At 71.2% G+C, this 12,647-nt stretch carries 14 protein-coding genes; all 14 read left to right on the top strand.

Annotated elements, in window-relative coordinates; translation table 11 throughout:
• The first annotated feature begins 26 nt into the window (after nt 1-26).
• The 14 genes from OG522_RS15720 to OG522_RS15655 all read left to right on the top strand — a co-directional run bounded on the left by OG522_RS15720 (nt 27) and on the right by OG522_RS15655 (nt 12,629).
• Nucleotides 27-410 (top strand): NADH-quinone oxidoreductase subunit A, encoded by a 384-nt coding sequence (locus tag OG522_RS15720; RefSeq protein WP_329467602.1) that lies wholly within the window; start codon nt 27-29, stop codon nt 408-410.
• Nucleotides 401-1,006, top strand: coding sequence for an NADH-quinone oxidoreductase subunit B (locus tag OG522_RS15715; RefSeq protein ID WP_329463598.1), 606 nt, complete (start codon nt 401-403; stop codon nt 1,004-1,006). The genes OG522_RS15720 and OG522_RS15715 overlap by 10 nt, the downstream gene beginning before the upstream one ends.
• Complete coding sequence (locus OG522_RS15710) at nt 1,003-2,340, top strand: NADH-quinone oxidoreductase subunit C (RefSeq protein WP_329463597.1); 1,338 nt, start codon at nt 1,003-1,005, stop codon at nt 2,338-2,340. Before OG522_RS15715 ends, OG522_RS15710 begins: the two co-directional genes overlap by 4 nt.
• Nucleotides 2,333-3,301, top strand: coding sequence for a complex I subunit 1/NuoH family protein (locus OG522_RS15705; protein ID WP_329463596.1), 969 nt, complete (start codon nt 2,333-2,335; stop codon nt 3,299-3,301). Before OG522_RS15710 ends, OG522_RS15705 begins: the two co-directional genes overlap by 8 nt.
• A complete protein-coding gene (locus tag OG522_RS15700) occupies nt 3,301-3,969 on the top strand; it encodes a NuoI/complex I 23 kDa subunit family protein (RefSeq protein WP_329463595.1) in 669 nt (222 codons plus the stop codon). The genes OG522_RS15705 and OG522_RS15700 overlap by 1 nt, the downstream gene beginning before the upstream one ends.
• Nucleotides 3,966-4,574 carry an NADH-quinone oxidoreductase subunit J family protein gene (locus OG522_RS15695; RefSeq protein WP_329463594.1) on the top strand — a complete coding sequence of 203 codons (609 nt, stop codon included), beginning with the start codon at nt 3,966-3,968 and terminating at the stop codon, nt 4,572-4,574. The genes OG522_RS15700 and OG522_RS15695 overlap by 4 nt, the downstream gene beginning before the upstream one ends.
• Entirely contained in the window at nt 4,574-4,954 is a 381-nt protein-coding gene (gene nuoK / locus OG522_RS15690) for an NADH-quinone oxidoreductase subunit NuoK (RefSeq protein ID WP_329463593.1), read from the top strand. Before OG522_RS15695 ends, nuoK begins: the two co-directional genes overlap by 1 nt.
• Nucleotides 4,951-6,990, top strand: a complete 2,040-nt coding sequence (locus OG522_RS15685) for an NADH-quinone oxidoreductase subunit 5 family protein (RefSeq protein ID WP_329463592.1) — start codon at nt 4,951-4,953, stop codon at nt 6,988-6,990. Before nuoK ends, OG522_RS15685 begins: the two co-directional genes overlap by 4 nt.
• A 3-nt stretch (nt 6,991-6,993) precedes the next feature.
• On the top strand, nt 6,994-8,619 hold the full coding sequence (locus OG522_RS15680) for a complex I subunit 4 family protein (RefSeq protein WP_329463591.1): 1,626 nt from the start codon (nt 6,994-6,996) through the stop codon (nt 8,617-8,619).
• 38 nt (nt 8,620-8,657) lie between these two features.
• Nucleotides 8,658-10,154, top strand: a complete 1,497-nt coding sequence (locus tag OG522_RS15675) for an NADH-quinone oxidoreductase subunit N (RefSeq protein WP_329467601.1) — start codon at nt 8,658-8,660, stop codon at nt 10,152-10,154.
• Nucleotides 10,155-10,330: 176 nt separating this feature from the next.
• Nucleotides 10,331-10,786: a large conductance mechanosensitive channel protein MscL gene (locus OG522_RS15670; RefSeq protein WP_329463590.1), complete on the top strand. Its 456-nt coding sequence runs from the start codon at nt 10,331-10,333 to the stop codon at nt 10,784-10,786.
• 139 nt (nt 10,787-10,925) lie between these two features.
• Nucleotides 10,926-11,789, top strand: coding sequence for a zinc metalloprotease HtpX (htpX, locus tag OG522_RS15665; protein ID WP_329463589.1), 864 nt, complete (start codon nt 10,926-10,928; stop codon nt 11,787-11,789).
• Nucleotides 11,786-12,178, top strand: a complete 393-nt coding sequence (locus OG522_RS15660) for a YccF domain-containing protein (RefSeq protein ID WP_329463588.1) — start codon at nt 11,786-11,788, stop codon at nt 12,176-12,178. Before htpX ends, OG522_RS15660 begins: the two co-directional genes overlap by 4 nt.
• Before the next feature lie 178 nt (nt 12,179-12,356).
• Nucleotides 12,357-12,629, top strand: coding sequence for a GlsB/YeaQ/YmgE family stress response membrane protein (locus OG522_RS15655; RefSeq protein WP_329463587.1), 273 nt, complete (start codon nt 12,357-12,359; stop codon nt 12,627-12,629).
• The last annotated feature ends 18 nt before the right edge of the window (nt 12,630-12,647 follow it).

The following is a 12,647-nucleotide window of genomic DNA, read 5'->3' as shown; positions in this document are numbered from 1 at the left end:
ACGTGCCGGAACCGACCGTGCGCCAGATGCCGGTGTCGGCTGCCGACTACTTCCACAGCTACTCGGTCGTCGGCCTGCTCGCCGTGGTCGGCGTGCTGTTCGTGGCCGTGGCCTTCGGCGCCGGGCGCCTGCTGCGACCGATCGTGCCGACGCCGGAGAAACTGCTGACGTACGAGTGCGGAGTGGACCCGGTGGGCGAGGGCTGGGCCCACACCCAGGTCCGCTACTACGTCTACGCGTTCCTGTACGTGATCTTCGCCGTCGACTCGATCTTCCTCTTCCCGTGGGCGACCGTCTTCGCCGCCCCCGGCTACGGCGCGACCACCCTCGTCGAGATGTTCATCTTCCTCGGCTTCCTGGCCGTGGGACTGCTCTACGCATGGAAGAAGGGCGTCCTGGAATGGACGTGACGACTCCCGGACCCGAGTCGCAGCCCGTGCTGCTGCCCGAGCCGAAGAAGCTGGGCGTGCTCTCGCGCCTGGCCCCCGAGCCGATGAAGGTGGTCCTCAACTGGGGCCGCCGCTACAGCCTGTGGGTCTTCAACTTCGGCCTCGCCTGCTGCGCCATCGAGTTCATCGCGGCCTCGATGGCCCGCCACGACTTCATCCGGCTCGGCGTGATCCCCTTCGCGCCGGGACCGCGCCAGGCCGACCTCATGATCGTCTCCGGCACGGTGACGGACAAGATGGCACCCGCCATCAAGCGCCTCTACGAGCAGATGCCCGAGCCCAAGTACGTCATCTCCTTCGGCGCCTGCTCCAACTGCGGCGGCCCGTACTGGGACTCGTACTCGGTGACCAAGGGCGTGGACCAGATCATCCCGGTCGACGTGTACGTGCCCGGCTGCCCGCCCCGGCCCGAGGCGCTGCTCCAGGGCATCCTCAAGCTCCAGGAGAAGATCGCCCGCGAGTCGCTCGGCGAGCGGTACGCGAACGAGCCCACCCCGGCCCAGCTGACCAGCGGGCTCGTGGCCGCCCCGCCGACCCCCGGGGAGGGCCGGGCGTGAACGCGTACGACACCCTGCCCGGCGGCGTCACCGAGATCTTCGGCGCCGAGGCCACGGCGGAGGAGGCGTACGGCCTGCTCACCGTCGACGTTCCCGCCGCCTCCTGGATCGCCGCTCTCACCATCGCCCGCGACCAACTGGGCTGCACCTATTTCGACTGGCTGAGCGCCGTCGACGAACCCGCCGCGGGCTTCCGGATCTGCGCCCATGTGGTGTCCCTGGAGGGACGGCGGGTGCGGCGACTGCTGCTGCGCACGACCGTCCCGCACGAGGCGCCGGTGCTCGCCTCCGCGGTCGACGTCTACGCGGGCGCGGCGTGGCACGAGCGCGAGACCCACGAGATGTTCGGCGTCGGCTTCGAGAACCACCCGCACCTGGTTCCGCTGCTGCTGCCCGAGAACTTCGAGGGCCACCCGCTGCGCAAGGACTTCGTGCTCGCGGCCCGCGTCGCGAAGGCGTGGCCGGGCGCGAAGGAGCCGGGCGAATCGGAACACGGCGGGCCCAAGCGCCGCCAGATGCTGCCGCCCGGCGTCCCCGACCCCAACGAATGGGGCCCCCAGAAGGGCCAACTCCCCCCCGCCCCGGCCCGCCCGGCCCGTACGCCGCGCGCGGCGGCCGGTGCCGGTGCCGGCGAACGCCCGGCGCGAGCCACGGGAGACCGCCCGGTCCGGCGCGCCCGGAGTGTCTCGGAGGGCTCGGCGTCGCAGACGGCTGCGGCCGCGCCCGAGGCGGCTGGGACCTCAGAGGCTGCTGGCGCGGCTCGGGCTGCGGAGGCCCCGGCGGTACGTCCGCGCCGCACACGGAGCGCGAGTGAGGGCTCGGCTTCGCAGGCGGCGACCCCGACCTCGTCGGAGGCGAGCCCGACCACCCCGGAAGCGGCCTCGACCGCCCCGGCAGCGCCCGCGACCCCGGCCGCCCCCGAGACAGGCGGGGCCACTGAGGCTGCCGGGGCCCCTGAGGGCAGCGAGGCTTCGGAGGGTGGTGCCGTGCGTCCGCGCCGTACCCGCAGCGCGAGCGAGGGCTCGGCTTCGCAGCAGGCCGACGCCGGGGAGGGGCAGCCCGCCAAGCCCCCCGCCCCGCCGCGCACCCGCAGCACGGACGCCCCCTGGCACAACCCGAAACCGGCCTTCGCGGAGGGGGAGCAGGAGCTTGCCCCGCCGCCGGAGGCCGCCCAGGCCCCGGAGCCAGCCCCCGCCTCTGCCCCCACCGCGGTGCCGGAACCGGACCCGGAGGCCGAACCGTCCGACTCCGACCCGGCCACCGGAACCGAAGCACCTGACGAATCCGACCCAGCCGAACCCACCGACCCCGCCGGAGGCGACCCGCGTGAATGACGCACTCGACGTCGCCATCCGGCTGGTCGTCGTCTTCGCCGTGTTCATGGTGGTGCCCCTCGTCGTCGGGCAGACCGAGCACAAGGTGATGGCGCACATGCAGGGCCGGCTCGGCCCGATGTACGCCGGCGGCTTCCACGGCTGGGCCCAACTCGTCGCGGACGGCGTGAAGTTCGCGCAGAAGGAGGACGTCGTACCGGCCGCGGCCGACCGGCGGATCTTCCAGCTCGCGCCCGCCGTCGCTCTGCTGCCCTACCTCCTCGTCCTCGTCGCGATCCCGATCGGCCCGAGCGAGGGCGCGGTCGGCCAAGTCGTCGACGCGGGTATCTTCTTCGTGCTCGCCGTGATGGGCGTGGGCGTGCTCGGCTCGCTCATGGCGGGCTGGGCCTCGGCCAACAAGTTCTCCCTCCTCGGCGGCCTGCGCACCGCGGCCCAGCTCCTCGCGTACGAGCTGCCGATGCTGCTCGCCGCCGCCTCCGTGGCGATGGCGGCCGGTACCGTCTCGCTGCCCGGCATCCTCAACGCCTTCCACTGGTGGTGGCTGCCCTGGCAGATAGTCGGCGCCCTGGTCTTCTTCGTCTCCGGCCTCGCCGAACTCCAGCGCCCGCCCTTCGACATGCCCGTCGCCGACTCCGAGATCATCTTCGGCGCGTACACCGAGTACACGGGCCTGCGCTTCGCGCTCTTCCTGCTTGCCGAGTACGCCGGCATCGTCGTCCTGTGCGGCCTGACCACCGTCCTGTTCCTGGGCGGCTGGCACGGCCCCTTCGGCGCCGACGGGATCGGCTGGGTCTGGACCCTGCTCAAGACGGCCGTCCTGGCCTTCGTCGTGATCTGGCTCCGGGTCAGCTACCCCCGGCTCCGCGAGGACCAGTTGCAGAAGCTCGCCTGGACCACGCTCATCCCGCTCGCCCTCGCGCAGATCGCGCTCACCGGCATCGTGAAGGTGGCGATCAGCTAATGCCCATCCCTGGTTCCGGCCTCGCCAAGGGCCTCGCCGTCACGCTCCGCACGATGACGAAGAAGACCGTCACCGCGCAGTACCCCGACGTCCAGCCCGAACTCCCGCCCCGCACCCGGGGCGTGATCGGCCTGTTCGAGGAGAACTGCACGGTCTGCATGCTGTGCGCCCGCGAGTGCCCCGACTGGTGCATCTACATCGACTCCCACAAGGAGACGGTGCCGGCCGCGGTCGAGGGCGGCCGCGAGCGCAGCCGCAACGTCCTGGACCGTTTCGCCATCGACTTCTCGCTCTGCATGTACTGCGGCATCTGCATCGAGGTGTGCCCCTTCGACGCGCTGTTCTGGTCCCCCGAGTTCGAGTACGCCGAGACGGACATCCGCGAACTCACCCACGAGCGCGACAAGCTCCGCGAGTGGATGTGGACGGTCCCGGCCCCGCCCGCGCTCGACCCGGGCGCGGAAGAGCCGAAGGAACTCGCCGCGGCCCGCAAGACCGCCGACAAACTCGCGGCGGCCGCCCAGCCGGAGCCCCCCGCGCACCCCGGCGAGGCCGGTCCCACCCAGCCATCCGCGGAGTCCGGCGAGGCCACCCCGCCTGCCCGGCCCACGCGTCCGGCTGGTGACGGCGACTCGCCGCCGGCCGGCCCGGCGGGAGGTGCGGCATGAGGCTCCTCGCTCAGGCGGCCGGTACCGCGCCGCACGGCTTCCTGTCGCCGTCCGGCGTCGAGATCGCGTTCCTGCTCGTCGGCATCGCCACCCTCGGCGCGGCCGTCATGACCGTCACGACCAAGCAACTGGTGCACGCCGCCCTCTGGCTGGTCGTGGCGCTCGGCGGCCTCGCCGTCGAGTACCTCCTGCTCACCGCCGAGTTCATCGCCTGGGTGCAGGTCCTCATCTACGTCGGTTCCGTCGTCGTGCTCCTCCTCTTCGGCCTGATGCTCACCAAGGCCCCCATCGGCCCTTCCCCGGACGCCGATTCGGGCAACCGGTGGGTCGCGCTCACGGTGGCGCTCGCCACGGCCGGCACCCTCGTATGGGTCGTCGCGGACGCCTTCCGCACGAGCTGGATCGACCTGGACGGCCCCGCCCAGGGCTCCACCAAGGTGTCCGGCGAGATCCTCTTCCGGCACTGGGTGCTGCCCTTCGAGGCACTGTCCGTACTCCTGCTCGCCGCCCTGGTCGGCGCGATCGTGCTGTCCCGCAAGAGCGACGCCGCTGGTGACGCCCCCGGCGCCGCCACTGCCGCCCCCCGTGAGACGGAGCCGCGCTGATGCCCCTCGTCTATCCCGCCGTGCTCGCCGTCCTCCTGTTCTGCACCGGTCTCTACGGTGTGCTCGCGCGGCGCAACGCGATCCTGGTCCTGATGTCCGTCGAGCTGATGCTCAACGCCGTCAACCTCAACCTCGTCGCCTTCGACGTCTGGCTGCGCGACACCCTCCACGCCGGACAGGCACTCACCCTGTTCACGATCGCCATCGCCGCCGCCGAGATCGGCCTCGGCCTCGCGATCGTGCTCGCCGTGTACCGCAACCGCGGCACCGCCGACATCGACAAGCTCCGCGACACCGCCGAGGGCACCGGCCCCGACGTGGACCCGGCGGGCCCGCAAGACCCCGCCGCCCCGGCGCAGAAGGCTGAGGCCGCCGCGTGACCACCACGACCCTCGCCGTCCTCGTACCCCTCCTTCCGTTCCTGGGTGCCGCGGCCGGCCTGCTGCTCGGCCGCCGGGCGCCCGGCTTCGTGCGCCCCCTCGCGGTCCTGCCGACGTTCGCCGCGCTCGTGCTCGCCGTCGTCGTCGCCGTCGACCAGGGCGGTGCCCAGCCCATCGACGCGGCGACCCGGTTCATCCCGACCGGCTCCGTGCCGATCGAACTCGCCCTGCACCTGGACGGCTTCGCCGTCCTCGTCGCCGTCCTGGTCGGCCTCGTGGCGACCTGCGTCCAGCTCTACTCGACCGGCTACCTGCGCGACGACCCGCGCTACACCTCCTACTCCGCGCTCGTCTCGCTCTTCACTTCCGCGATGCTGCTCGTCGTCTACTCCGGCGACCTGATGGTGCTGCTGGTCGGCTGGGAGGTCATGGGCATCTGCTCGTACTTCCTGGTCGGCCACTACTGGGAGACCCCCGAGGCCCGCGCGGCGTCACTCAAGGCCTTCCTGGTCACCAAGCTCGGCGACGTCCCCTTCCTGATCGGTCTGTTCGCGCTGGCCACCGACGCCGGAACGTTCCGCATCACCGGAGTCGTCCAGGCCGCCCTGACCGGCGGCATCGGCCACCCCACCCTCATCGCCCTGCTGCTGCTCGCCGGTGTGGCCGGCAAGTCCGCGCAGTTCCCGCTGCACACCTGGCTGCCCGACGCGATGGCCGGTCCGACGCCCGTATCCGCGCTGATCCACGCCGCCACGATGGTCGCCGCCGGCATCTACTTCGTGGCCCGGCTGCTCCCCGTCTTCGCCGCGTCGGCGGCCGCGATGACCGTGTTCGCCGCGATGGCCGCGGTCACCATGGTCGGCTCGGCGCTCGCCGCCATCGCCCAGGACGACATCAAGCGGGTCCTCGCCTATTCGACCATCGGCCAACTCGGCTACATGTCGGGCGCCCTGGCCGTTGGCAACCGCGGGGCCGCCGTCTTCCACCTCCTGACCCACGGCGCCTTCAAGGCGCTCCTCTTCCTCGCGGCCGGCGTGATCATCCACGCCGCCGGAACCAACTCCCTGGCCGCCATGTCCCGCATGGACGGCCTGGCCAAGCGCATCCCCGACGCGTACTGGACGATGACCGTCGCCCTGCTCGCGCTCGCCGCGATCCCTCCCTTCGCCGGCTTCTTCTCCAAGGAGGCCGTCCTGTCCGCCGCCGAGCACACCGCGCTCGGCGAGAGCAGCGTCGCCCCTTCCGGCGCAGGCTGGACCGTGCTGATCGCCGGACTCATCACCGCCCTGCTCACCGCCGCATACGCCACCCGCCTGTGGCTGCTCGCCTTCCGGGGCAGGAAAGCCGAAGCCGCGCGCCGTTCCCAAGCTCTCGACTCCGTTCGAGCAGGGGAGCCCCCCACCCACCAGCCAGTCGTGATGAACGCCGTACTCTGGGTGCTCGCCGTCCCCACGATCGGCTTCGGGCTGACCGCCGGCTACCTCGCCGACTGGTTCGACGGACACCCCCTCACCCCGGCCGTCACCACCTCCGTCCTGTCCACCGGCCTCGCCCTGGTCGGCGGCCTGGTCACCTACGCCGCGTGGCGCCACACCTCGGCGCTCGCCGCCCGCACCCCGATGGGCGCGGTCGCCGCGCACCCGGAACGCGACGGAGGCCTGGTCGAGGAAGAGGCCATCGCCAGCCACACCGAGGTCTACGGCGACATCGCCTCGGCCCCCGACCCCGCCGACCCCGGCCGTCTCCTGCTCGGCCCGCTGCACCGCCACGCGGCCGGCGGATTCCACCTGGACGCCGTCTACCACGCCCTGTTCGTCCGCCCCGTCCTGGCCGCGGCGTCCCTGGTCCGCTTCCTGGACCGCGAGGTCGTCGATACGTACGTACGCGGTGCGAGCGCGCTGCCGGGCTGGTTCGGCGCAGCCGTCCGCCGCGCGCAGAACGGCAATGTGCAGAGCTACCTGAGCGCGCTGCTGGCCGGCTCACTCGTCCTGGCGGCCGTCGTGGTCGTCCTCGCCAACGTCACCGCGGGGTCCTGAGCCGTGATCCATATCAGCGAGTCCGTGATGCAGTTCCTTCTGGCGTTCCTCGTCGTCGGCCCGCTCATCGGCGCCGTCGCGGCCCTGCTCCCCGCCCCGCCCGGCCTGAAGGGCAAGAACCCCGACCAAGCCGTGCTCCGCCACGGCGTGACCGTGACCGGTGTGATCCTCCTCGCGGCGATCGTCCTCGCGCTCGGCTTCGACCGCGGCCACTCGTCGAAGATGCAGGCGACGACGGACATCCAGTGGATCCCGGCGCTGAACGTCCACATCCACCTCGGCACCGACGGCATCTCCCTCCCCCTCCTGGTCCTGACGGCGCTGCTGACCTTCCTCTGCGCGCTGTACAGCTACTTCAAAATGCCCACCGGCCCGTCCCCGAAGGCATTCGTCGCGCTCCTGCTCGTCCTGGAGTCCGGCACCCTCGCCACGTTCGCCGTCCTCGATCTCGTGCTGTTCTTCCTCGCCTTCGAGATGGTCCTGGTCCCGATGTACTTCCTGATCGCCCGCTGGGGCGGATCAGAAGGTGTGGTGCGAAGCACCTCCGTCAGGGGTGGTGGTCGGGCGACGGGTGGTAGGCAGGCCGCCGCCTGGAAGTTCATCCTCTACACACTGCTCGGCTCGGTCGTCATGCTGCTCGGCCTGCTCCTCATCGGGCTCAAGTCGGGCACGTTCGACATGGTGGCACTCGCCACTGACAACGGCCGCGGGCTGACCACATCCGTGCAGGTCATCGCCGTTCTGGCGATCGGGATCGGGCTCGCGGTCAAGACTCCGATGTTCCCGCTGCACAGCTGGCTCCCGGACGCCCACACCGCCGCCCCCACCGTCGGCTCGGTGCTGCTGGCCGGCGTGCTCCTGAAGATGGGAACGTACGGCTTCGTCCGCGTCGTGCTGCCGATCGCGCCGCAGGGCATGCACACCTTCGCGCCCTACCTGGCCGCCTTCGCGGTCGCCGGGATCATCTACGGATCACTGGCCTGCCTCTCGCTCGCCAAGCAGGGCAACAAGGGCGACCTGAAGCGGCTCATCGCGTACTCCTCCGTCGGCCACATGGGCTTCGTGCTGCTCGGCATCTCCTCGATGACCCCCACCGGCGTGAACGGCGCGCTCTTCGCCAACATCGCCCACGGCCTCATCACCGGCCTGCTGTTCTTCCTCGTCGGCGCCCTGAAGGACCGCTACGGCACCGCCGACCTCGACACCCTCGCCGGCGCCACCGGGGCCGCCCTGTACGGCAGGGCGCCGCGCCTGGGCGGACTGCTCGCCTTCGCCGCCGTCGCCTCCCTCGGACTGCCCGGACTCGCCGGATTCTGGGGCGAGATGCTCGCCATGTTCGGCGCCTTCGACCCGGCCGCCGGGCTGAGCCGCCCCGCGTACCTCACCTTCGTGGCGATCGCGGCCTTCGGCACCCTGCTCACCGCCGCCTACCTCCTGGCCGTCGTGCGCCGGGTCTGCATGGGCGGACTGCCCCACGAGGGCCCGCGGTTCGCCGACGTCCAGGGGTACGAGGCCGCCGCCTGGAGCCCGCTCGTCGCGCTCACCGTCCTCGCCGGGCTCTGGCCCGCGGTCCTCCTCGGCCTGACCGACCCGGCCGTCCAGAAGCTCCTCGCAGGAGGCAAGTCGTGACCCCCGACGTCACCACCGCGGCGGCCGGGGCCGCGAGCATGGTCCAGTCCGTCGACTGGGTCGCCATCGCGCCGCCCCTGATCACCGCCGCCGTCGCCCTGGCCGTGCTGCTCGCCGACCTGTTCGTACCCGAGCGGCGCAAGCCGCTGCTCGGCTGGATCACGGTCGCCGGACTCGTCGCCGCGCTCGCCTCCCTCGCGCCGCTGCGCACCGGCAGCCGCTCCACGTTCTGCCTGACCGCCAACCCGGACGCGTGCAGCTACACCGTCGACCAGTTCGCGTTCGTCATCCAGGCACTGGTGCTCGGCGGCGCCCTGCTCACCGCCCTGCTCTCGGTCACCGCCGTCAAGGAGAGGCTGCCGGCCGGGGAGTTCTGGTTCCTGCTGCTGTCCTCGGCGGCCGGCGCGGCCCTGCTGCCCGCCTCCCGCGACCTGGCCACCCTCGTCATCGCCCTGGAAGTCGCCTCGCTGCCCGCCTTCGCGCTGGTCGGTCTCAGGCGCGGCGACCGGCTCTCGTCCGAGGCGGCGCTGAAGTTCTTCCTGTCGTCGGTCACCGCGACCGCCGTCATGCTGCTGGGCGTCAGCTTCGTGTACGCGGCGACCGGAACCCTGCACCTCACGGAGATCGCCACCAAACTGGCCACCGTTCCCGGCCAGTTGGACACGCTCGCCAAGGCGGGTGTCGCCCTGACGCTCGTCGGCTTCGCCTTCAAGACGGCCGCGGTCCCGTTCCACTTCTGGGTGCCCGACACCTATGTGGGCGCGCCGCTGCCCGTCGCCGCCTACCTCTCGGTCGTCGGCAAGGCGGTCGGCTTCTCCGGACTCATCCTGGTGACGGTCGTCGCCTTCCCCTCGTACGCCGACGTGTGGGGCCCGGCACTGGCCGTCCTGGCCGCCCTGACCATGACCGTCGGCAACACGGCAGCCCTGCGCCAGTCCGCCGCGCGCGCCCACAGCGCGGTCCGCCTGCTCGCCTGGTCCTCGGTGGGGCAGGCCGGCTACCTCCTGGTGCCGATCGCGGCCGCCGCGTACTCCGGCAACAGCCAGGTCGGCGCGACCGTCGCGTACGCCCTGATGTACGCCGTCGTGAACCTCGGCGCGTTCGCGGTCGCCGCCCTGGTGGCCCGCAGCCGCCCGCTCAACCGCATCAGTGACTACCGGGGTCTGTACGCCGAGCGCCCCCTGGCCGCGCTGGCGCTCGCCTTCTTCCTGCTGTGCCTGGCCGGACTGCCGCCCGGCATCATCGGCCTGTTCGCGAAGGTCACCGTCTTCTCGACGGCCGTCGACGCGGGTCTGGGCTGGCTCGCCGTCGTCATGGCCCTCAACGTGGTGGTCGCGCTCTATTACTACCTGCGGTGGACCGCCGTCCTGTTCCGGGCGCCGCAGGCGGCCGAGCAGCCCGCGGGGGCCGAGCCCGACCGGCCGCGCGTCCCGGCGACGCTGACGGTCGCCATCGCGCTCACCGCGTTCGCCGGCGTCGTCCTGTCCGGCGCCCCGCAACTGGTCCTGCACTTCGCTTCGGTCACCCTCTTTTAAAAGAGGCACTCCTCCTCCCCACCCCGCAAAGGGACGTTCCCCTCCTTTTTCAGCGGGACGCCCCCCTCTTTCGGCGGAGCGCGAGGGCCGCGGTTTGGTACCGGGGCCCTTGAGAGGGCACTGTCGTATGCGGACGTCACCCGGACGTACGACGAGACACAACAGGGAGCAGAGCGGTGCTGAGCGGGTTCAAGGACTTCATCCTGCGCGGGAACATAGTGACGATGGCCGTGGGTCTGGCCGTGGGATCCGCGTTCACCGCGGTGGTCACGGGCTTCAGCACCGCGTTCATCACCCCGCTGATCGGTCTGGCCACCCGCTCGACCGGAGACTTCAGCGCGGCGACCTTCAACGCCGACGGCGTCACCTTCCCCTACGGGAAGTTCATCAGCGCGGCCATCGCCTTCATGATCACCGCCGCGGTGCTCTACTTCCTCGTCGTCGTCCCGATGATGAAGGTCCAGGCCCGCCTGGACCGGGACAAGCCGGTGGACATCAAGGCCGCCCTGCGCGACTGCCCCCGCTGCTACTCGCAGGTCCCCGGCATCGCGACCCGCTGCTCGCACTGCACCAGCGAGCTCGAACCGGACTCGAAGGCGCTGGAGATGGCCGGGCTGCCCGCTCCGCGCTGATCGGCCCGTACGGCCTAACGCGCCCTTCAGCGCGCACAAGGGAACCAGCGTCCCCCGCCTGGCGTTGACCAGTACGGGAGAGTCCACTGGAAGGACCACGAGCAAGGGGTTCCCCGCCGCACCACTTGGAGGGCGTACCGTGCACCGCCGGCACAACGGGCTGAGGACAGCTGTCCTCCTCGGAGGACTGTCCGCGCTCATCATCGTCATCGGCAGCTTCTTCGGGCGTATAGGACTGATCGTCGCGCTCCTGGTGGCGCTGGGCACCAATGCCTATGCGTACTGGAACAGCGACAAGCTGGCGCTGCGGGCCATGCGCGCGCGCCCGGTGAGCGAGTTCGAGGCCCCGCAGCTCTACCGGATGGTCCGCGACCTCTCGACCCAGGCACGCCAGCCGATGCCCCGGCTGTACATCTCGCCCACACAGGCGCCCAACGCCTTCGCGACGGGCCGCAACCCGCGCAACGCGGCCGTGTGCTGCACGGAGGGGATCCTGCAGATCCTCGACGAGCGGGAGCTGCGAGGGGTGATCGGCCACGAGCTGAGCCACGTCTACAACCGGGACATCCTGATCTCCTCGGTCGCCGGCGCCCTCGCCTCGGTGATCATGTTCCTGGTCAACTTCGCCTGGCTGATCCCGGTCGGCCGCTCCAACGACGACGAAGGCCCCGGCATCGTCGGCATGCTGTTGGTGATGATCCTGGGACCGCTCGCGGCCTCGGTGATCCAGCTCGCCATCAGCCGGTCCCGCGAGTACGAGGCCGACGCGTCCGGCGCCCAGCTCACCGGTGACCCGCTGGCCCTGGCCAGCGCGCTGCGCAAGCTCGAAGCGGGCACCCAGCAGCTGCCGCTGCCGCCCGAACCCCGGATCGAGACGGCGAGCCACATGATGATCGCGAACCCCTTCCGCCCCGGACAGGGAGTCTCCAAACTGTTCTCGACCCACCCGCCGATGGCGGAACGCATCGCCCGACTCGAGCAGATGGCAGGACGCCGCCCATGAAGACCATCCTGAACATCATCTGGTTGATCCTGTGCGGCTTCTGGATGTTCCTCGGCTACCTGCTGGCGGGACTGCTGCTGTGCGTGACGATCATCGGGATCCCGTTCGGCATGGCGGCCTTCCGTATCGGTCTGTACGCCCTCTGGCCGTTCGGCTACACCGTGGTCGACCGGCGCGACGCGGGCGCGCCCTCCTGCGTCGGCAATGTGCTGTGGCTGGTGCTTGCGGGCTGGTGGCTGGCGCTCGGCCACATCTTCACCGGCATCGCGCTGTGCGTCACGATCATCGGCATCCCGCTTGGCATCGCCAACTTCAAGCTGGTCCCGGTGTCGCTGCTTCCCCTGGGCAAGGAGATCGTCCCCACGGACCAGCCGTTCGCCGGCTGGTGACGCGGGCGGTGGCGGGGGCCGCGTTGGAGGGGGGTCTGTGTGCTGCGCCGCACCCTGACGACGGGCGCAACCGCGCCGCGTTCACGGGCGTCTTCCCCGACGAACAGCACAGTTGCCGGGTTACGCAACACGGCAGCTACCTCGCGCGGTGCGCACGTACGAAAGGCAGGTGCCCGGCATGGGCATCGTCAGCTGGATCATTCTCGGTCTGCTCGCCGGGGCGATAGCCAAGATCCTGCTCCCGGGGCGCGACCCCGGCGGGCTGATCGGCACCACCGTCATCGGTGTGGCGGGTGCCTTCGTCGGCGGCTGGATATCGGCCCGCTGGCTGGACCGCCCCATCGCCAACCACTTCTACGACGGCGCCACTTGGGCGGCGGCGATCGGCGGATCGCTGGTACTGCTGATCATCTACCGGATCCTGTTCGGCAACTCACGCAGCAGCCGCTGACCAACAGGGCGTCGCGGG

The sequence above is a fragment of the Streptomyces sp. NBC_01431 genome (assembly GCF_036231355.1).
GTDB lineage: Bacteria > Actinomycetota > Actinomycetes > Streptomycetales > Streptomycetaceae > Streptomyces.
Note: the sequence above shows the minus strand (reverse complement) of the source record. Positions and strands in the feature narration are given on the sequence as shown.